18 protein-coding genes and 1 tRNA gene are annotated in these 19,910 nt (G+C 65.5%); 14 read left to right on the plus strand and 5 right to left on the minus strand.

Going from position 1 to position 19,910, the window contains the following annotated elements; genetic code table 11:
* Nucleotides 1–150: 150 nt before the first annotated feature.
* From QM748_RS12875 to pth, 7 genes are all read left to right on the plus strand, one after another.
* Nucleotides 151–1,872: a tetratricopeptide repeat protein gene (locus QM748_RS12875; RefSeq protein ID WP_415247332.1), complete on the plus strand. Its 1,722-nt coding sequence runs from the start codon at nt 151–153 to the stop codon at nt 1,870–1,872.
* On the plus strand, nt 1,869–2,453 hold the full coding sequence (lolB, locus tag QM748_RS12880) for a lipoprotein insertase outer membrane protein LolB (RefSeq protein WP_415247333.1): 585 nt from the start codon (nt 1,869–1,871) through the stop codon (nt 2,451–2,453). Before QM748_RS12875 ends, lolB begins: the two co-directional genes overlap by 4 nt.
* Entirely contained in the window at nt 2,435–3,313 is an 879-nt protein-coding gene (ispE, locus tag QM748_RS12885; RefSeq protein ID WP_415247334.1) for a 4-(cytidine 5'-diphospho)-2-C-methyl-D-erythritol kinase, read from the plus strand. The genes lolB and ispE overlap by 19 nt, the downstream gene beginning before the upstream one ends.
* Nucleotides 3,314–3,363: 50 nt before the next feature.
* Nucleotides 3,364–3,440 (plus strand) — tRNA-Gln (locus QM748_RS12890).
* Nucleotides 3,441–3,530: 90 nt separating this feature from the next.
* Entirely contained in the window at nt 3,531–4,481 is a 951-nt protein-coding gene (locus QM748_RS12895; RefSeq protein ID WP_415247335.1) for a ribose-phosphate pyrophosphokinase, read from the plus strand.
* A gap of 89 nt (nt 4,482–4,570) precedes the next feature.
* Nucleotides 4,571–5,170, plus strand: a complete 600-nt coding sequence (locus tag QM748_RS12900) for a 50S ribosomal protein L25/general stress protein Ctc (RefSeq protein ID WP_415247336.1) — start codon at nt 4,571–4,573, stop codon at nt 5,168–5,170.
* Nucleotides 5,171–5,208: 38 nt separating this feature from the next.
* Nucleotides 5,209–5,874, plus strand: coding sequence for an aminoacyl-tRNA hydrolase (gene pth / locus QM748_RS12905; RefSeq protein WP_415247337.1), 666 nt, complete (start codon nt 5,209–5,211; stop codon nt 5,872–5,874).
* 24 nt (nt 5,875–5,898) lie between these two features.
* Here the strand turns inward: pth and QM748_RS12910 are convergent, their stop codons facing one another.
* A complete protein-coding gene (locus QM748_RS12910) occupies nt 5,899–6,777 on the minus strand; it encodes an ATP adenylyltransferase family protein (RefSeq protein ID WP_415247338.1) in 879 nt (292 codons plus the stop codon).
* A 193-nt stretch (nt 6,778–6,970) separates the two neighbouring features.
* Between QM748_RS12910 and ychF the strand changes: the two genes are divergently transcribed.
* From ychF to QM748_RS12930, 4 genes are all read left to right on the plus strand, one after another.
* A complete protein-coding gene (gene ychF, locus QM748_RS12915; protein WP_415247339.1) occupies nt 6,971–8,062 on the plus strand; it encodes a redox-regulated ATPase YchF in 1,092 nt (363 codons plus the stop codon).
* 571 nt (nt 8,063–8,633) lie between these two features.
* Nucleotides 8,634–8,990 (plus strand): helix-turn-helix domain-containing protein, encoded by a 357-nt coding sequence (locus tag QM748_RS12920; RefSeq protein ID WP_415247340.1) that lies wholly within the window; start codon nt 8,634–8,636, stop codon nt 8,988–8,990.
* Between the two features lie 20 nt (nt 8,991–9,010).
* Nucleotides 9,011–9,184, plus strand: coding sequence for a hypothetical protein (locus QM748_RS12925; protein ID WP_415247341.1), 174 nt, complete (start codon nt 9,011–9,013; stop codon nt 9,182–9,184).
* Nucleotides 9,145–9,666: a Fic family protein gene (locus QM748_RS12930; protein WP_415247342.1), complete on the plus strand. Its 522-nt coding sequence runs from the start codon at nt 9,145–9,147 to the stop codon at nt 9,664–9,666. Before QM748_RS12925 ends, QM748_RS12930 begins: the two co-directional genes overlap by 40 nt.
* 38 nt (nt 9,667–9,704) lie before the next feature.
* Here QM748_RS12930 and QM748_RS12935 read toward each other — a convergent pair whose 3' ends face one another.
* Complete coding sequence (locus QM748_RS12935; RefSeq protein WP_415247343.1) at nt 9,705–11,426, minus strand: AMP-binding protein; 1,722 nt, start codon at nt 11,424–11,426, stop codon at nt 9,705–9,707.
* A gap of 89 nt (nt 11,427–11,515) precedes the next feature.
* Here QM748_RS12935 and QM748_RS12940 point away from each other — a divergent pair, with 89 nt between their 5' ends.
* A complete protein-coding gene (locus tag QM748_RS12940; RefSeq protein WP_415247344.1) occupies nt 11,516–12,901 on the plus strand; it encodes a PLP-dependent aminotransferase family protein in 1,386 nt (461 codons plus the stop codon).
* A 45-nt stretch (nt 12,902–12,946) separates the two neighbouring features.
* Here QM748_RS12940 and QM748_RS12945 read toward each other — a convergent pair whose 3' ends face one another.
* The 3 genes from QM748_RS12945 to QM748_RS12955 form a co-directional block, all read right to left on the minus strand.
* A complete protein-coding gene (locus tag QM748_RS12945; protein WP_415247345.1) occupies nt 12,947–14,398 on the minus strand; it encodes an aldehyde dehydrogenase family protein in 1,452 nt (483 codons plus the stop codon).
* 51 nt (nt 14,399–14,449) lie between these two features.
* Nucleotides 14,450–15,319, minus strand: coding sequence for a transporter (locus QM748_RS12950; RefSeq protein WP_415247346.1), 870 nt, complete (start codon nt 15,317–15,319; stop codon nt 14,450–14,452).
* 71 nt (nt 15,320–15,390) lie between these two features.
* The gene (locus tag QM748_RS12955; protein WP_415248068.1) at nt 15,391–17,526 is read right to left on the minus strand and encodes a PQQ-dependent dehydrogenase, methanol/ethanol family; all 2,136 of its coding nucleotides are present in this window, start codon (nt 17,524–17,526) and stop codon (nt 15,391–15,393) included.
* Nucleotides 17,527–17,728: 202 nt separating this feature from the next.
* Between QM748_RS12955 and QM748_RS12960 the strand changes: the two genes are divergently transcribed.
* Complete coding sequence (locus QM748_RS12960) at nt 17,729–17,980, plus strand: hypothetical protein (RefSeq protein ID WP_415247347.1); 252 nt, start codon at nt 17,729–17,731, stop codon at nt 17,978–17,980.
* Between the two features lie 256 nt (nt 17,981–18,236).
* On the plus strand, nt 18,237–19,883 hold the full coding sequence (locus QM748_RS12965; protein WP_415247348.1) for a methyl-accepting chemotaxis protein: 1,647 nt from the start codon (nt 18,237–18,239) through the stop codon (nt 19,881–19,883).
* Nucleotides 19,884–19,910 lie beyond the last annotated feature (27 nt).

Here is a 19,910-nt window from a genome sequence, read left to right on the forward strand (position 1 = left end):
GGCGCCGATCTGCATACCATGCTTGATACAAACCGAATTCTAGAGCAGCACTCCAAACCCTGCCGATACCTTCGCGGCACCATCTGCACCCCCGCCTTCCGTGGCACCATCTTCACTGCGCAAACCGCCGCAGCCTGCCGGACCTCCGATATGAACACTCGTTCCTCCCGCACTCTCCGCATCCTGTGCCTGGCAATCGGCCTGGGCACCACCGCCTGCCTCGCCGGCGCGGCGGACAAGAGCGAGGCAGGCGGGGCGCTGCCAGCCCAGGAACTGACGCCGCGCACGATCTACCAGTTCCTGCTCGCCGAAATCGCCGGCGCACGCGGCCAGATCGGCCTGTCTGCCCAGCTTTACGTCAACCTGGCCCGGGCCACGCGCGATCCGCGCATCGCCCGCCGCGCCACCGAAATCGCGATGTATTCGCGCAACCCCCAGCTCGCTGGCGAAGCCGCCCGGCTATGGACCGAAACCGCGCCCAGTTCCGAAGAAGCGCGCCGTGTGTTCGCGGGCGTCAGCGGCCGGATGGGCGGCGGCCCCGCGGTCAACCTCGAACAGATCCAGATCCAGCTGGCCCGCACCCTGGCCCAATCCAACGCCCGGCTCCCGCAGAATCTGCTGGGCCTGAACCAGGCGCTCGCAGCCGTTCCCGACAAGGAAGCGGCGCAAGGCATCGTACGGCGCCTGACCGACCCCTATCTCGACCTGCCCGAAGCCCACATCGCCCGCGCCCAGGCGGCGATGATCGCCGAAGAGCCGATGCAGGCGCTGGGTGCCGTCAACAATGCGCTGCAGTTGAAGCCGGGCTGGGAACCCGCCATCCAGCTGAAGGCCCAGATCCTGCAGCACACCGGCGCCACCGCGGAGGCGGTGCGCCAGCTGGAAGCCGAACTCGCACGCAACCCCGGCAGCGCCTCGCTGCGCCTGACCTACGCCCGCGCGCTGGTCAGCGCGCAGCGCTTCGCGGAGGCGCGCGAGGAATTCCGCAGCCTGCTGGCCGCCAGCCCCGGCGATGCCGAACTGCTCTACGCCGTCGGCCTGCTGTCGGTGCAGCTCAACGAACCCGCCGAAGCCGAGGCCCGCTACCAGGAAGCGCTCGCAGCCGGCCATCCTCAGCCGGACCTGATCCGCTTGCAGCTCGGCCAGATCGCGGAGCAGCGCGGCGAAGGCGTGCCGGCGCGCAAGTGGTTCGGCGAGGTCACCGACGAACGCCACCGCGCCGAGGCGATGATCCGCAGCGCGCAGAGCCTGGCGCGCGAAGGCAGCATCGACGAAGCTCGCGCACTGCTGAAGGCGCAGCACGGCAGCGACGAAGACACGCGCCGCTACATGCTGGCCGAGACCCAGTTGCTGCACGAGGCCGGGCGCACCGCGGAAGCTCTGGCCGTCCTGGACCGAGCCCTGGCCGCCACGCCGGACGACGTCAACCTGTTGTACGAATCGGCGATGATGGCCGAGCGCCTGAACCGGGTCGACCTCATGGAAACCCGCCTGCGGCGCGTGATCGAACTCGAACCAGACCACGCCCACGCCCACAACGCGCTGGGCTATTCGCTTGCCGACCGCGGCCTGCGCCTGGACGAAGCCGAGGAACTGATCGCCCGCGCGCACGAACTGTTGCCCGACGACGCCTTCATTCTCGACAGCCTGGGCTGGGTGCGCTTCCGCCGCGGCGACGCAGCCGGGGCGCTGGAGCACCTGGAGCACGCCTACTCGATCCGGCAGGACGCCGAGATCGCCGCCCATCTCGGCGAAGTGCTGTGGGCGATGAACCGCCGCGAGGACGCCAACCGCATCTTCGACGAAGCACGCCAGGCCCACCCCGACAACAGCCTGCTGGCCGACACCGTCCGCCGCCTGCGCGGCCAATGAGAACACGCCGCCTCCTGCCGGCGATGGTCATCGCCGCAGCCGCGCTGGCCCTTCCCGCCTGCGCCCCGCTCACGGTCGGTCCGGCCACCGGCGTCGCCGCACGCAGCTTTTCGCCTGCCTTCGAGCTGCAGGGCCGCATCTCCGCCAGCGACGGCAACCAGGCGGCCAGCGGCCGCATCGAGTGGCGGCACGGGCACGGCACCGACAGCTTCACCCTGCTGACCCCGCTGGGGCAGATCGCCGCCGCCCTCGACGCCGATGCCGGCGGCGCCCGCCTGCGTACCGCCGACGGCCAGTCATTGCATGCGCACAGCACGGAAGCCCTGCTGCCGCGCGTGCTCGGCACCGAAGTGCCGGTCGGCCGCCTGAGCCGCTGGGTGCAGGCGGCGCCCGACGCCGATGCCGAAGTCCGCAGCCTCGACACTGCCGGCCGGCCGGCCATCGTCATCGACCAGGGCTGGCGCATCGAGTATCTCGAATACGACGGCCCTGCCGGCGACGCTCTCCCTGCCCGCATCGACATCTCCCGCGGCGACGCCCGCATCCGCCTCGTCATCGACTCATGGACCGCCCTACCCTGACCCTGCCGGACACTTCCGACCCGCGACGCCTGCCGGGCTGCCCTGCGCCGGCCAAGCTGAACCTGTTCCTGCACGTCACCGGCCGCCGCGCCGATGGCTACCACCTGCTGCAGACCGCCTTCCGGCTGCTCGACTGGGGCGACACGCTCGATTTCGCCCTGCGCGAGGACGGCGGCATCCAGCGCACGACCGAGGTCGCCGGCGTGCCGCCCGAGCAGGATCTGGTCGTGCGTGCGGCACGCCTGCTGCAGGCGCATTCCGGCTGCCGCCTCGGCGCCGACATCGCGCTGCACAAGGTATTGCCGATGGGCGGCGGCATCGGCGGCGGCAGCTCGGATGCGGCGACGACGCTGATCGCGCTCAACCGCCTCTGGGGCACCGGCCTCGGCCGCAGTGAATTGCAGGCGCTGGGCCTTCGGCTCGGCGCCGACGTGCCTGTGTTCATCTTCGGCCGCGACGCCTTCGCCGAAGGCGTGGGCGAAGCCCTGCAGCCGCTGGAGCTGGCGCCCGCCTGGTACGTGATCGTGTCGCCGCAAGTGTCGGTACCCACTGGTGAAATTTTTTCGGCAGGGGACTTGACGAGAAACACGCCTCTCATCAAAATGGCGGACTTCGCAGCAAGCACCACGCGAAACGATCTGCAAGCCGTAGCCTGCAGCCGTTACCCGGAAGTGCAGCGTGCGATCGACTGGCTGATGCAACATGCACCAGCCCGGATGACAGGCTCTGGCGCCTGTGTCTTCGCCGAAGTTCCTTCGGCCCGGGACGCGGAGCGCATCGCCGCAAGCTGTCCGCAGCAATGGACAGCCTGGAAAGTGCGAACGGCCTCTCGCCATCCGCTGTACGAATGGCTAGAATAGCGGCCGCTTCGTCACAGTCGATTTCACGAGCTGACGAAAAAAGGTTTCATTGGGGAGTCGCCAAGTCGGTTAAGGCACCGGATTTTGATTCCGGCATTCGAGGGTTCGAATCCTTCCTCCCCAGCCATACAACGACGGGCAGGCCCAGGTTTTATCCGGGAGCCTGCCCGAGTCGTTTTTACGGGTCGACAATTAAAACGGCATCGGAGCAGCGATCATGCCCCACGGCAGCCTGATGGTCTTCACCGGCAACGCCAACCCCAAGCTCGGCGCGGACGTCACGCGGCGCCTGGGCATCTCCCTCGGCTCGGCCACCGTCGGCCGCTTCTCCGACGGCGAAGTCAACATCGAGCTGCTCGAAAACGTCCGCGGCAAGGACGTCTTCGTGCTGCAGCCGACCTGTTCGCCCACCAACGAAAACCTGATGGAACTGCTGGTGCTGGTCGATGCGCTCAAGCGCGCCTCGGCTGGACGCATCACCGCCGCCATCCCCTACTTCGGCTACGCCCGCCAGGACCGCCGCCCGCGCTCGGCACGCGTGCCGATCACGGCCAAGGTCGTCGCCAACATGCTGCAGGCTGCCGGCGTCCAGCGCCTGCTGACGATGGACCTGCACGCCGACCAGATCCAGGGCTTCTTCGACATCCCGGTCGACAACGTCTATGCCGCCCCGGTGCTGCTGAACGACCTCGACAAGCAGAAGTACGACGACCTGCTGGTGGTGTCGCCCGACGTCGGCGGCGTGGTCCGTGCCCGCGCCTTCGCCAAGCGCATGGAATGCGACCTGGCGATCATCGACAAGCGCCGGCCGAAGGCCAACGTTTCCGAAGTCATGAACATCATCGGCGAGGTCGAGGGCCGCACCTGCGTGATCATGGACGACATCGTCGATACCGCCGGCACGCTGTGCAAGGCTGCCACCGCGCTCAAGGAGCACGGCGCCAAGCGCGTGCTGTCCTACTGCACGCACGCCGTGCTGTCGGGCGCCGCGGTGTCGCGCATCAACGAATCCGAACTCGACGAACTGGTCGTCACCGACACCATTCCGCTGAGCGACGACGCCAAGGCCAGCCCGCGCATCCGCCAGGTCTCGGTCGCCTCGCTGCTGGCCGACACCATCCTGCGCATCAGCAACGAAGAATCCGTCTCGTCGCTGTTCATGGAATGATTTTTTTCGCCCGCGCCTTCCGCTGAAGGGACGGGCTTTTTGCGTTTTCGCCTGGTCGCGGGCGAGGACATCAACTTCAGGAGCAACACATGCAGATCCAATTCAAGGCCACCAAGCGTGACGCTCAAGGTACGGGTGCGAGCCGCCGCCTGCGTCGCGCCGGCCAGCTGCCGGGCATCATCTACGGCACCAGCGAAGCGCTGCCGATCACGCTCGACCACAACGAGCTGTACCACATGCTGCGCAAGGAAGCCTTCCACTCGTCCGTGCTGAGCATCGACGTCAACGGCAAGAAGGAAACCGTCGTGCTGCGTGACACCCAGTGGCACGCCTTCAAGCCGCAAGTCCTGCACATCGACTTCCAGCGCGTCGCTGCCGACCAGAAGATGCACCTGAAGGTGCCGCTGCACTTCGTCGGCGACGACGCCTGCCCCGCGGTCAAGCTGGGCGGCTGCATCGTCTCGCACGTCCTCAACGAACTCGACGTCCAGTGCCTGCCGAAGGATCTGCCCGAGTTCGTCGAAGTCAACCTGTCGGCGCTGGAAGCCGGCCAGTCGGTGCACGTCTCGCAGATCAAGCTGCCGGCCGGTGTCGAACTGGTCCAGCACGGCGACTCCGACCCGGTGGTCGCCAGCTCGCTGAAGGTCCGCGGCGCAGCTGACGCCGAAGGCGACGGCGAAGCTGCCTGAGTCGCTGAATCCCAAGGAAAGCCGGAGACCCCAGATCGATGAGCGCCGCGCCTTCGCGCCCCGTGCGCCTCATCGTCGGTCTCGGCAATCCGGGGAGTGAATACACTGAAACCCGGCACAATGCCGGGTTTTGGTTTTGTGAGCAGCTCGCGCACAAGCTCGGCGTGCGCTTCTCGCATGAATCCCGCTTCCACGGCCTGGTCGCCAACGCGCGCGAAGCCGGCATCTGGCTGCTGATGCCGCAGACCTTCATGAACCGCTCGGGCCAGGCCATCGGCGCCCTCGCGCGTTTCTACCGTATCGAACCCGCGGAAATCCTCGTCGTCCACGACGAGCTGGACATCCCCCCCGGCCAGCTGCGCCTCAAGTTCGGCGGCGGCCTCGGCGGCCACAACGGCCTCAAGGACACCTCCGCCCATCTCGGCACCAACGACTACTGGCGCCTGCGCATCGGCATCGGCCATCCCGGCGACCGTAACGAGGTGATCAACTTCGTCCTCAAGCCGGCACGCCGCGAAGAACAGCAACTGATCGACGAATCCATCGACAAGGCCCTCGCCGCCTGGCCGCTGCTCGCCAAGGGCGAACTCAACACCGCCGCCACCCGGCTGAACGCCCGCCCGGCGCCGCCGAAACCGCCCAAGCCTCCGAAGGCTCCCAAGCCGGCAGCGCCTCCCCAGGCACCGGACGACACCGGCGCCTGAGCAGGATCACGCGGCAGGAAGCGCTCAGTAGCCGACCGCCGCCAGCGCCTTCAGCGGCCCCACACGGCGGATCGACTCGATCTGCTCCGGCTGGCGGGTATACAAGGTGCCGCCGAAGCACACCGCACTCATCGAAATGCCCTCGAAGTGCTCCGCGCTACGCGGCAGCACCAGCAGCCAGCCATCGCTCGCCAGCAGGTTGTAGGGCGACAGCAGGCCATCCTCACCCGGCTGCAGATCCAGCGTTTCGCAAGCCAGTCGATACGCGGCATACAGACTGTCCGCCGCCGTCGCCACCGGCACGCCCTCGCCGCAGCACACGCGCACGAAGCAATGCTTCATCGGCAGCGCCGGATGCTGGGCCACGCCCTGCTCGGGCAGGCCCGCCGGCAGGCCGGGCGTGAAGATGCGCAGGCTGGCATTGCCCGCGGTCAACGGAATCCACTGCACGTGCTTGTGCCGCTGGCTCGCACCCGCGGCCGTGCCGCCGTTGTACAGGCCGATGCCGCCGGCCTCGGCCATGATCTCCGCCAGTGCGGCGAAGTCGCTGCGTGCCAGCGGCAGCAGCTGTTCCTCGAATTCGCGCCGCGCCAGCACCAGGTGGCGCTCGCTGAGCGGGAACTTGTTCAGGATCACCGTGTGTGCGTCGCCCAGCGGGCCGACGGTCAGTTCCGGATCGGGATTCAGGAAGGGATTGAAGTTCGGGTCGCGCGGCCCGCCCGGGATCGCCACCTGCGCAGTCTTGGCCGCATCCTTCACCGCCAGCGACGACACCCAGCGCACGATGAAGCGCATGCCGCCGTCTTCCATCTCGGTCTGCTCCGCCTGCACCGGCTGCAAGGCCCCCGACGCCAGCGCGCCCGCACTGCGCGCATCGATCGCCTCGATCCAATTGCTCGCCATATCTCCTCTCCTCCTCGATTCGTCTTGTGTGTGGCAATGCAAGCCGGACATTGTAGGCGCTGCCCGGCCGTTTGGTAGGCACCGGCCAGTTTTGGAGCTGCTCCCCATCGCGGTACAATTCGCGGTTTTCCACACCGGATCAAGGCAATAGCCCGCCTTCGCGGCACCCCGCCCCGGAACGACAAGGATTCACATGAGCCTGAAATGCGGAATCGTCGGACTGCCCAACGTCGGCAAGTCGACCCTCTTCAACGCCCTGACCAAGGCCGGCATCCAGGCCGAGAACTACCCCTTCTGCACCATCGAGCCCAACGTCGGCATCGTCGAAGTGCCCGACCCGCGCCTCGACCTGCTCTCCGAAATCGTCAAGCCGCAGAAGATCCAGCCCGCCATCGTCGAGTTCGTCAACATCGCCGGCCTAGTCGCGGGCGCCTCCAAGGGTGAAGGCCTGGGCAACCAGTTCCTCGCCAACATCCGCGAAACCGACGCCATTGTGCACGTCGTGCGCTGCTTCGCCGACGACAACGTCATCCACGTCTCCGGCAGCGTCGATCCGATCCGCGACATCGAAGTCATCGACACCGAACTCGCGCTCGCCGACCTCGCCACCGTCGAAAAGGCCATCGCCCGCTACAAGCGCCCGGCCGCCTCAGGCGACAAGGAAGCCAAGGTCCTGGTCGCGGTACTCGAAAAGTGCTTCGCCCAACTCGACGCCGGCAAGGCGGTGCGCGCACTCGACCTCGCCAAGGAAGAATGGGCCAGCCTCAAGCCCTTCTGCCTGATCACCGCCAAGCCGGTGCTGTACGCCGCCAACGTCGCCGAGGACGGTTTCGAGAACAACCCGCACCTGGACGCCGTGCGTACCCACGCCGCCGCCGAAGGTGCCGAAGTCGTCGCCCTGTGCGCCGCCATCGAAGCCGAGATCGCCGACCTCGAAGACGCCGACAAGAAGGAATTCCTCGAGACCATGGGCCTCGAAGAACCCGGCCTCGACCGCCTGATCCGCGCCGGCTACAAGCTGCTCGGCCTGCAGACCTATTTCACCGCCGGCGTCAAGGAAGTGCGCGCCTGGACCATCCACGCCGGCGACACCGCCCCCCAGGCCGCCGGCGTCATCCACACCGACTTCGAACGCGGCTTCATCCGCGCCCAGACCATCGCCTTCGACGACTTCATCCAGTACAAGGGTGAAGCCGGCGCCAAGGAAGCCGGCAAGATGCGCGCGGAAGGGAAGGAATATGTGGTGAAGGATGGGGATGTGCTGAATTTCCTGTTCAACGTGTGATCAACGTCAACTTTCTCCTGCCCCAGTGACTGCCGGGTAGCACTCGGCAGACTGAGCAGCATAGCGGGAAGCACCAATGAGGTAGTTTCCTTGGAACTACCCCATTCCAAACTCATGACTACCTCGTTTGGCGGTGGAACGCCCCCAGAAACCGCCTTGAAAACGGAGGGAATTACTTCGGAGACTGGCCAAAAGATTGGGCACTCCAGCATTTATTTCTGTTCAAGCTCTGACGGTTTTTTCTACACTCGGCGCAGCCAGGCGACGCTCATGCCCCCACAATGAAACAGCAAAGCAAACAGCGTGCGCAAAGGTAAGAGCCGGCATGGAAGGGATCGCCCATGCATAGCAGGCGCTCAGCGAGCTGAACTATACGGACGCTTTCGGCGAAGCTTGGCCAGACGTGCCATTTGTGCAGGCGTTGCTTGCACAAATGCTCTGGCTCTCCTTGCTCGCAGTTGTTAGAGAGGATGGCGAAGAGAACTCATCATGACCGAAGCCGACCTCCTCCACCAACTGGCTCAAGGCGAAGACAGCCGCCGCCAGTTCAAGCGTGACGCCACCAATGCCGATGCGTTGGGCAGAACTGGCGGCGTTTTCCAACAGCGGCGGCGGCACCCTGTTCATCGGCGTGAATGACGATGGTTCGGTGGCCGGGCTGGATGCCTCTGCCGTGCGGCGCCTGAACCAGTTGCTGGGCAATGCGGCATCCCAGCATGTACGCCCGCCGGTGCATCCGCTGACCGAGAACGTGGCGACGGCCAATGGCATCGTGATGGTGGTCAGCGTGCCCGATGGCTTGTCCAAGCCCTATCTGGATGCGCTGGGGCGGTTGTGGGTCAAGCAGGGTGCGGACAAGCGCCATGTGACCTCGCGCGAGGAGATGCAGCGCATGTTCCAGCGTTCGGGCTGGTGCGGGCCGACCTGATGCCGGTAGCGGGTACGTCGGTGGCCGATCTGGACGAGAAGGCCTTCAGTACCTATTTCGAGCGCCGTTACGGACACAGTATCGAAAATACCGGCGCGACGCTGGATCAGGTGTTGCAGAACATCGGGCTGGGCGATGGGCGAGAGCTGACCGGGTGGAGATCATCAGCCCCGGCCATCTGCCCGACAGCCTGAGCGTGGAGGATGTGCGCCAGGGCAAAACCAACCGACGCAATCCGACGTTGACGGAACACGCTTTCCGGGTGCTGCCCTATCGCGGCCTGGGCAGCGGCATTCCGCGTGCGCTGGAGGAATGGCCGCGCATCGACCTGGTCGATGACGTGCGGGGCAACCAGTTCAGCGCGGTGGTGCGCCGGCCGGAAGCAGAGTGGGCGAGCGCGACGGCTCGTATCGCCTACCAAGTCGCCCCACCAGTCACCGGGGAAGTCGGCAGATTGCTGAAGGCGTTGCGGGATGAAATGAAACGGACTGAGCTTCAGAACGCCCTGGGCCTCAAGCACGAGGATCATTTCCGCGATGCTTACCTGAGGCCTGCGCTGGAACTTGGCATGGTGGAGATGATCATCCCCGACAAACCCCGCAGCCGCCTGCAGAAATACCGCCTGACCTCCGCCGGCCGTCGATGGCTGCAATCGCAGCGCAAGGACCAAACCTAGTCATGGCCCCATCGCACCGTTCCCCTCCCCACACCAGCTCAATGCGGACGCAGGCGCAGCTCGCGGCGCAGCACCTTGCCCGTGGTCGTGCTCGGCAGCTCGTCGATGTACTCGATCAGCCGCGGGTACTCATGCCCGGCGAGCCGCGAGCGCACGTGCTCCTTCAGCTGCCGCGTCAGCTCGTCTCCGCCGGCGAATCCATCGTTGAGGACGACGAAGGCCTTCACCAGTTCGGTCCGCTCGGGATCGGGGACGCCGACCACCGCGGCCTGCCGCACCGCGGGATGTCCGAGCAGGCAGTCCTCGATCGGTCCCGGCCCGATCCGATAGCCGGCGCTGGTGATGATGTCGTCGTCGCGTCCGATGAAGCGGATGAAGCCGTCGGCGTCCATCTCGCCCTGGTCGCCCGTGAGCAGGAAGTCGCCGGCAAATTTCTCGCGTGTCGCCGCCGGGTTGTTCCAGTAGCCGATGAACGATACCGGATCCGGCTGGCGGACACCGATCAGCCCGACTTGCCCCGCCGGCTTCACCACCCCGTTCGCGTCGACGATGCGCACGTCGTGTCCCGGCACGGCCTTGCCCATCCAGCCGGGTCTGGCGGGAAACGAGCGGCTGCTCGACGACACCACCACGTTGCATTCGGTCTGCCCGTAGAACTCGTTGATCTCCACGCCGAGGACGGCCCGCCCCCAGTCGAGCAGTTCGGCGCCGAGGCTCTCTCCGCCGCTTGCAACCGAGCGTAGCGCCAGGCCGTAGTCGTGGTCCCTGCGCGTGCCGGCGCGCAGGAGCTTCAATGCGGTCGGCGGCAGCATCACGTTGCGGACGCGGTGCCGGGCCATCAATGCCATCGCCTCGACGGCCTCGAATTTCTCGAAACGGCGCGCGACGACGGGAATGCCGTGGTGCCAGGCGGGCATCAGCACATCCAGCAGCCCGCCGATCCACGACCAGTCGGCCGGCGTCCACATCAGGTCATCGGGCTGGCCGAGGCCATCGTGCGACATCTCGACACCGGGGAGATGGCCCAGCAGCACACGCTGCGCATGCAGCGCGCCCTTCGACTTTCCGGTCGTGCCGGAGGTGTAGATGATCAACACAGGGTCATCCGCGGCCGTGTCGGCGATCAGCGCATGCGTCGCGGCACTGCGTCGAAGCGCGTGGAAGTCCTCGGCGCCATCGGCGGGCCCGTCGACACACAGCACCCGCTTGAGATGCGGCAATCTCGCACGGATCCGCTCCAGCTTGCCGATCGACTGGCGGTCGCCGATGAAGACTTCGGCTTCGCTGTCGGACAGGCGATGCTCGATTGCTTCTTCGCCAAACAGCGGAAACAGCGGAACCGCAATCGCCGCCGATTTGTAGATGGCGACGTGGCAATACGCCGTCTCGGGGCGCTGCGGAATCATCAAGGCGACCCGGGTCCCGGGGGCGACACCGGCATCGCGCAGCAGGTTCACCGTCTGATTCGACAGGGCTTCGATGTCCTGGAACGAATAGCGCTCGACGGATTTTCCATCGTCGTGGATGAGCGCCAGGCGATCCGGGCCAGCCGCCCATTTCGTGCATACGTCGAATCCAATGTTGTAGCGGGCGGGAATCTCCAAATCGGATATCGCGCGCCCTTCGATGAAATAATCCGCCTCGCTGCCCGCTCGTTTCTCCATTTCATCTCCACGCAGTAAGATAAGCCAAGGGTTCAGCAGGAATGGGTAAAAAGACGCCGGAACAATTCCCGGAGTATGAATATTCCGCCCCGCCAAGCAATGAATCACGCTAGCAAGAAGGCCGTGGCCAAGGAAGATACAGTCGCGGCAAACAGTTACTCACGATTTCCCGAGCCGATGACGCCATGAAACAAAAGAATGCCGCGGAAAAGATCGCCCAGGACATTTCGAAGCAGATAGAGTCCGGTTCGCTGAAGAAAGGCGACAAGCTGCCGTCGCTGCGAATCTACGCGCGACTCTACTCACATTCGCTGAATACCGTCATCGCTGCCTTCGAGCTGCTGACGCAATGGCAATTGGTCCAGGCCCATCGGGGCAAGGGTTTCTTCGTGACCGACAGCCCCAGGCAACCCTCCGACGGAGACGAGAGCGCACCGCCGCAGGCATATCAGCGCGCCATCGACACCATCTGGCTGATGCGCCAGCAACTGCTGCAGGCCCCGGGCGAATCGAACCTCAGCATCGCCTTGCCGCCGCCGCATTGGCTGTCGGAAATGCGCATCGACAAATTCCACCGGCAGATCACGCGCAACGGCATTGCCGGGCTGTTCCGCTACGGCAGCCGCTACGGCAACCCGAGCCTGCGTTCCCACATCAACCGCAAGCTGGCCGCCCATTCGATCGGTGCGTCCGAGCGCCAGATCATGACGACGCACGGCGGCAACCACGGGCTCGACCTGATCATTCGCCGCTACGTATCGGCCGGCGATCCGGTTTTCGTCGAAGAACCCGGCTATTACCCGCTATTCGGCAAGCTCCAGTTGCAGGGCGCGCGAATGATCGCCATTCCACGCCTTCCCGACGGCCCGGACGTCGAAATACTCGAGCACAAGCTGCGCACCGAGCGCGCACGCCTTTTCTTCGTCCAGTCGTCGGGGCAGAACCCGACCGGCTCCGACATCAGCGAGGAAAAGGCGCGGCGAATCGCGAAGCTCGCCTCCATGTACAACCTGCTGGTGGTCGAAGACGATGCCGTCGCCGACATCAAGGTCAATTCCGCGCCGAAAATATCGGCGGTGGATGATCTCAGGAATACGCTCTACGTCGGGAGTTTCTCCAAATCGCTTTCCGCATCATTGCGTGCCGGCTTCATCGCCGGCGATGTCAACCGGATCGAGGAACTGGCCGACATCAAGATGCTGCTGCACGTCAGCGGCTGCGAGTACAGCGAGCGGATCCTCGACGTGATGCTGAGCGAGGGGCATTTCCTGCGCCACGTGGTGCGCCTCCAGGAACATGCCCGCAGCGCCACCCAGGCCGGCATCCGGATACTGAAGGATCTCGGCGCCGAACTGTTCTGCGAGCCCGAACAGACGCTCTACCTGTGGGCGCGCTTCCCGGGCATCGACGACATGAACGCGCTGACGCTGCGCCTGCTGCCCAAGGGCGTCGTTCTCGCGCCCGGTTCGATCTTCATGCTGAACCCGCGCTCGAAATCGCCCTGGACCCGGCTGAACGTCGGCTATCTGCAGGATCCGCTGTTCATCGAGAGCATGCAGGCCTGCCTGTGAAGCGGGCGGGTGGCACGGATGCGGTCCGTGCCACCTGCCCGGCCATCACCCCCGCGCAACGTGGATGACGTGGCGGTCGGTGAACTCGTGGATGCCGTCGAGGCCGAACTCGACTCCCAGGCCCGACTGCTTGCGCCCGCCGAAGGGAATGTCCGGCGCCAGCGCGAAATGGGTGTTTACCCACGTCGTGCCGCTTTCCAGCTGCGCAGCGATCCGGGTCGCGCGCGCGATGTCCTTGCCCCACACCGAGCCGCCCAGCCCGTACTGCGTGTCGTTGGCACGGCGGACCGCATCGTCGATCGACGAATACCTCAGGATCGAGCGGATCGGGCCGAAGGTCTCTTCGCGGACCAGCGGACTGGCTTCGTCGATGTCGCGCACCACCGTCGGCGGCACGAACCAGCCCTTGCCTTCCGTCGGTTCTCCGCCCGCGATCACCGTCCCGTCGCGCCTGGCGACGTCGAGCGAACGCAGCACCGCTTCGTACTGGCGCTGGTTCTGGATCGGGCCGTACTCGGTCTTCTCGTCGAGCCCGTGCCCCACGACCGCGGACCTGGCCAGTTTCGCGAACTCATCGCAGAAGCGGTCGTACAGCGCATCCGGCACGTAGATGCGCTTGATGTTGATGCAGACCTGCCCCGAGTTCATGAAGGCCCAGGTGAAGATGCCCCTGGCTGCCGATTCGACGTCGGCATCGTCGAGCACGATCGCGGCATCGTTGCCGCCCAGCTCGAGCACGATACGCTTCAGCGTCGGCGCGCCGCTGGCCATCACCTGCCGCCCCGCTGCCGTTGACCCGGTGAACGACACCTTGCCGATGTCGGGGTGGCTGGAAAGGCGCGGGCCGAGGCTGCCGTCGTCGCCGACGATATTGACCACGCCCGGCGGCAGGATGCCGTGCAGGATCTCGCCCAGCAGCATCGCGTTCAACGGGCTGGTCGGCGCCGGCTTGATGACGACGGTGTTGCCGGTCAGCAAGGCCGGCACCAGCTTGTACACCGTCTGGAAGAACGGGAAGTTCCACGGAATGATCGCCGCGACGACGCCGATCGGCTTGTACTGGACCTCGACGTAGGCCTGCTCGTCGTCCTGCAGCACGTCCGGCTTCAATTCCACGCCAGCGACCTGGCGCGCCCACATCAGCGAGAGATCCACGTCAGCGCGGGCGGCCGCGATCGGCTTGCCGACTTCCAGCGTGATGACCCTGGCGATCTCCTCGCGGCGCGCCTCGATCGCATCGGCGATGCGATGGATCAGCGCGACGCGTTCGGCGTGCGCCACGTTCTTCCAGCCATCGAACGCTTTCCTGGCGGAAGCGACCGCCTGTTCGAGCTGGCTTGCGTCGGCCGCCGGGGCATGGGCGATGATCTCCTCGGTCGCGGGATCGACCACCGGGATCGACGACGCACCGTCGACCAGTTCGCCATCGAGCAGCATCGCGTAGCACCGAACTTCTGCGCCCTGCGCGGCCGCGCCGGGATTCAGATCGTTTTTCATGCTTTTGTCTCCTTCGAATATTTCCTTGTTTCCACTTCTGACGACTTGCTCTCAGAGTGACCAGACCAGGCGGAAATTGAGCGAATTCCCGGCCGGCCGGTTCTTGCCATCCACCGTGTGCAGCAAGTGAATCGAGGCGCTCGACTCCTTGAAATGGAACATCACGCCGCCAAGGACGTCGGTCTCGCTGTTGGCGGGGTTGATCGCCGACGCTTTCTGGTACTCGTAGGCGACGCCGACGTACGGTTCGACGAGCAGCGAAACACGATAGCCGAACAGGTGCTCGGTCGACCACGACTTCCCCGCCTTGGCGTCCGCCTTGTTCGACGTCCCCGGGAAGTTCCAGATCACGTCGCCGGTGTAGTTGAACTTGCCCAGCTGCACATCGATGAAAACGGAGTTGGTGAACTTCCAGCTGTCGCCGCCGCCGACATCGCCGTCGCCGACCGGGAGCTGGAACAGGAAGTCGGTGCCGACCGTGACCTCGTCCGACAGCTTGTACCAGATGTAGGGCGCGACGATGGGGTCGCCCACCCCGCTCGACGAAGTCCTCGCCGTGCGGTTGCGCGTGCCGATCACCGGCACGATCAGCTCCCAGGCGTAGCCGAAGTTCGGATCGCTTTCCAGGGTCCAGCCGCGCGAATACTTCAGCAGCGAGACCATCGTCTCCGTGCGGTCGGAACGGCGCTTGTCGCCCTTGGCGTCGAAGGCCCGGTCGCCCCGTTCCAGGTAGCCATAGACGAGAAACACGTCGAATCCATCGGGGACGTTGGACGGCAGCGCATATTCATGCGGCGCGATGAAGCTGCGGCCGGTGGCCGCCTCGCTGTCCGTCGCCGCGATCAGTCCGGCAGCGCCGGCAACGCAAACCAGCCCCAACAGCCGCCCGATCGACGGACGTTGTTGACGTTCTTCGTTCATTTTTTCACCTCGTGACGAGGCCACCACCCCCGCGGGATGCGGCGGCGGCGCCCTCATGGTCGGTCATGCTTTCAGGGATTGGCCTTCGTGGCCGGATTGCCGGCGCCGCGCGCAGCCTGTTCGGCTTCTTCGTCGGCCTTGAGCTGGATGGCGCGATCGACCAGCCAGGCGCGCAGCGCCTCCACGTCGTCCCGGCTCATGCGGTCGGCGAAGCTCACCATGCCGCGGCTTTCGCGGATGCCGTCATAGACCACCGCGGCGAACGACGCCTTGTCCAGCAGCAGCGGCGAACGGCGCAGGTCGGGCACGACCTCGTCATTGGTGTAGGTGCCGTAGCCGTGGCAGGCCACGCAGTTGCCGTAAAAGGCCGCGCCCCTGGCGACCATTTCGGCCGGGAAGGTCTCCGCCGGCACCTGTGCCGGCCGGCGCACGCGCTCGTAGGGCGGCAACGTGCCCTTACCGTCGAGCTTGAACACCAGCACCCGTCCGATGCCGGCGCGGGGGTTCTTCATGTGCGGAATCTGCAGGCCGGCCGAGCCGCCCAGTCCCGACAGCACGGCGATGTACTGCGTGCCGCCGATCTCGTAGCTCATCGCGCCGGCGATGATGCCGATGCGCCCGTCGTAGCTCCACACTTCCTTGCCGGTATCGGCGGCATAGGCATGGAAGATGCCGTCGGGCGTGCCCTGGAACACCAGGTTGCCCGCCGTGGCGAGCGTGCCGCCCGCGCCGATGGATGGATAGGGCACGCGCCAGACTTCCTTCTGCGCCTGCGGATCCCAGGCGATCAGGTCGCCGCGGAAGCTCTGGGTGATGCTCAGGCGGTCGGCCTCGTCGCGCGGAGCCAGCGTCGGATGCCCGGAAATGTTGGCCAGGTTCCAGGCGCCATTGAGCGGGTTGTACTTGAAGTCCGGGTCGTGCTTGTAGCCGAACGAACCCTGCTGCGCCGGGATATACACCAGGCCGGTGTCCGGGCTGTACGCCATCGGCGGCCAGTTGTGCGCGCCGAACGCGCCCGGAATCGCAAGGAAATCGTTGCCGTGCTTCGAATAGCGCGCCGCCGGGTATTCGATCGGGCGCCCCGTTTCGAGATCGATGCCCGCAGCCCAGTTCACCGGCATGAAGTTCTTCGCCGAAATGAGCTTGCCGTTGCTGCGGTCGAGCACGTAGAAGAAGCCGTTCTTCGGCGCCTGCATCGCCACCCTGGTCTTCTTGCCACCGACGTCCAGCTCGGTCAGCACGATGGGCTGGGTCGCGGTGAAGTCCCATTCCTCGGCCGGCGTGGACTGGTAGTGCCACTTGTACTCGCCGGTATTGGCATCGACCGCGACGATCGACGAGATGAACAGATTGTCGCCCTCGCCGCCCGAGCGCGCCACGTGGCTCCATGGCGTGCCGTTGCCGGTGCCGATCAGCACCTGGTCGTAGTCCTTGTCGTAGACGATGGAATCCCACGCGGTACCACCGCCGCCGGTCTGCTTCCACCAGCCGTCGCCCCAGGTCTTGAAACCGATTTCCCGATGGATCCTGTCCGAGGCCGCGCCGTCGGGCTCGCCGTCCGGGTTGGGCGTGATGTAGAAGCGCCAGGCCAGTTCGCCGCTCTCGGCGTCATACGCCGACACGTAGCCGCGCACGCCGAACTCGGCGCCGCCGTTGCCGATGAACACCTTGCCGTTGGCCACCCGCGGCGCACCGGTGATGGTGTAGCTGCGCGTCACGTCGGTGGTCTGTGTCTCCCACACCGGCTTGCCGGTCCTGGCGTCGATCGCGATCAGGCGCCCATCGTAGGTGCCGACGTAGATCTTACCCTGCCACGCCGCCACGCCGCGGTTGACCACGTCGCAGCAGCCGTCCGGCGCCTTCCTGCCCGGCACTTCCGGGTCGAAGAACCACAACTGTTCGCCGGTGACCGCATCGTAGGCATACACCTTCGACCACGCCGTACTGGTATAGAGCACCCCATCGATCACCAGCGGCGTGGCCTGCTGGCCGCGGTTGGTATCGAATTCGCCATACCAGGCCAGGCCAAGGCGTGACACGTTGGACGTATTGATCCGTTTCAGCGCGCTGTAATGCTGCTCATCCGACGTGCCACCACGCGTAATCCAGTTGGCCGGATCCGCCGCCGCCTCGACAAGCCGTTGCTGGTCGACAGCCGCTTCGGCTTTTTTCCCTGCAGCAAAAGAATGGAGTGGAACGGCGGCAATGGCGACACAGCCCGCAATACTCAGGCATGCCTTCCGCCAGGAAAACTGATTCGATGACGTTCTGGATATCACCACATCCTCCTGATTCTTCATTTTCTGATCCATCCGAAATCACGAACGGTATGGCCTTCCGCTCATTGCCACCCATCCGTTTTTTTCTGTCTCCTACCCGGTGAAGCACCCGCCAAATAACATCCGACGCATGATCTCCTTCAAATACGCCCGCACCCGTCAGTTTCCGGACAATCCTCATCCCGCCCGGCATGTCCCATCATGGAAACAGGAATTCAATTGCACATTGCAGCCGCAAGATGGCAGCACACTGATTCCGGGGGAAATGGCCCGTTTGAAGAAATGGCACCTGGCAAGCGGGCTTTTTTCCCGAAAAGCCCGGCAATGCAAACAATCCAAGCCGCTCCGGGAAAAAATAAACTCGCCCGCTACCTGGAAATGATCTTAGGACAGAACTGCAGTGCAACATGACGGCTCGCAGATACAGTTTCGGACAACAGTCATGCCGGCGAGCCCATTCCCGGCACTCATTTCCGCCCGGCAATGGATTCGCTCATTCGGGCAGCTTTCCGCATGCTGCGGCGTGGCCCTCAAGCATCGGGCCAATGCTGCCGATAAACAGCGCCTGTGACACCGACAACAGCAGCCCGGCATGATCATCGCCAGGTGCTGCGCGCATCCCCGATATGGAGCACCCCATGCGTCTCGACGCCTTCACCCTCAAGACCCGCCTGATCGTCGCGGTCGCCATTCCCTGCATCGCCCTGCTGCTGGTTGCGCTGACCAGCCTCGGCAGCATGGCCAGCATGCACAGGAACACCGAAGTCCTCTACCTCAACACCGCGGCGCCGATGAGGGCGATGGCGGAGGCGGCATCGCGCATTCCGCGCATGCGCGTGGGCATCGACATGATGCTGCTGCAGGACACCGCGCTGCGCGACGCGCGCGGCGTGAAGACGCGCGTGCAGGAAGCACGCGGCGAGGACATCCCCGGCATGCGCGAAGCCATGCGCAATGCGGTGAACGCCCAGGTTGACCCGGAGCGCAAGGCGCAGGCGCAGCGCCTGTTCGACCAGTTCGAAGCGATGGCGGCAAACGAACTCGAGCCGATGCTGAACGCCCTGGATGCCGGCGACATGCACCGTGCCCAGCAGATCTACCGCGACCAGTACGCCAAAAGCTACGGCGCGATGCGCCTCGGCGCCAACGAGCTGCTCGACGCACTGTTGCAGCAGGCCGAACAGCAGAACCGGCACAGCGCCGAGAGCTACGACACCGGCTTCGTCCGCCAGATCGCCATCATCGGCCTCGGCCTGCTGGTGTCCTTCGTCGCATCCTGGATGATCGCCAGCCACCTGCGCCGCCGCGTGGCCGTGCTGCAGAACAAGCTGAGCCAGGCCGCCGAGAACCTGGCGCTGGACACCCGCATCGAGCTGCCCGGCCAGGACGAGCTGAGCGAGATCGCGCGCAGCTTCAACCATTTCGCCGACAAGGTGCATGGGGCCATGCGGCAACTGGCCGACAACTCCCGCCAGTTGTCGGGCGTCGCCCGCGAGGTGGCCGAACGCGCCCGCCTGACCCAGCACAACTGCGCATCGCAAAGCGAGCGCACGGTACAGGTGGCCGACGCGATCAACGGCCTGGGCGCCACCGTTGACGAGATTGCCCGCAACGCCGAGAACGCTGCCACCCTGGCGCGCGAAGCGACCCGGCATGCCAGCGACGGCGGTGATGTGGTCACCCAGGCCCACCGCCAGATCGATGCGCTGAACGGGGAGCTGGAGCGGGCCGGCCAGGTGATCGAGGCCCTGGCCGAACAGGCCAACGCCATCAGCACCATACTCGACACCATCCGCAGCATTTCCAATCAGACCAATCTGCTGGCGCTCAATGCCGCCATCGAGGCTGCCCGCGCCGGCGAGCAGGGCCGCGGTTTCGCCGTCGTCGCCGACGAAGTGCGCACGCTGGCCAGCCGCTCCGGCACCTCGACCGAGGAAATCCAGCAGATGATCGACCGCCTGCAGGCCGAATCCCGCTCCGCCGTGGAGGCCATGGCCAAGGGGCGCCAGCAGAGCACGCTGGTGGTGGAATATGCCGGCAAGGCTTCCGCCGCGCTGCTGCAGATCAACGGTCACATCAACCAGATCAGCGACCAGAACATCCAGGTCGCCACGGCCACGGAGGAGCAGTCCAGCGTGGTCGGAGAGATCAACCGCAATGTCGAGGACATCAACCAGCTTACGGTCGGCACCACCCGGATCGCCGATCAGTTGAACGAGGCCAGCAGCAAGCTGCAAGCGCTTTCGACCCAACTGGACGATCTGGTGGGGCGCTTCCGGCTGTAAAACGTAGTCGTGCAGTGAGCGGACCGG

It is taken from the genome of Thauera sp., assembly GCF_047601425.1.
In the GTDB taxonomy this organism is placed as follows: domain Bacteria; phylum Pseudomonadota; class Gammaproteobacteria; order Burkholderiales; family Rhodocyclaceae; genus Thauera.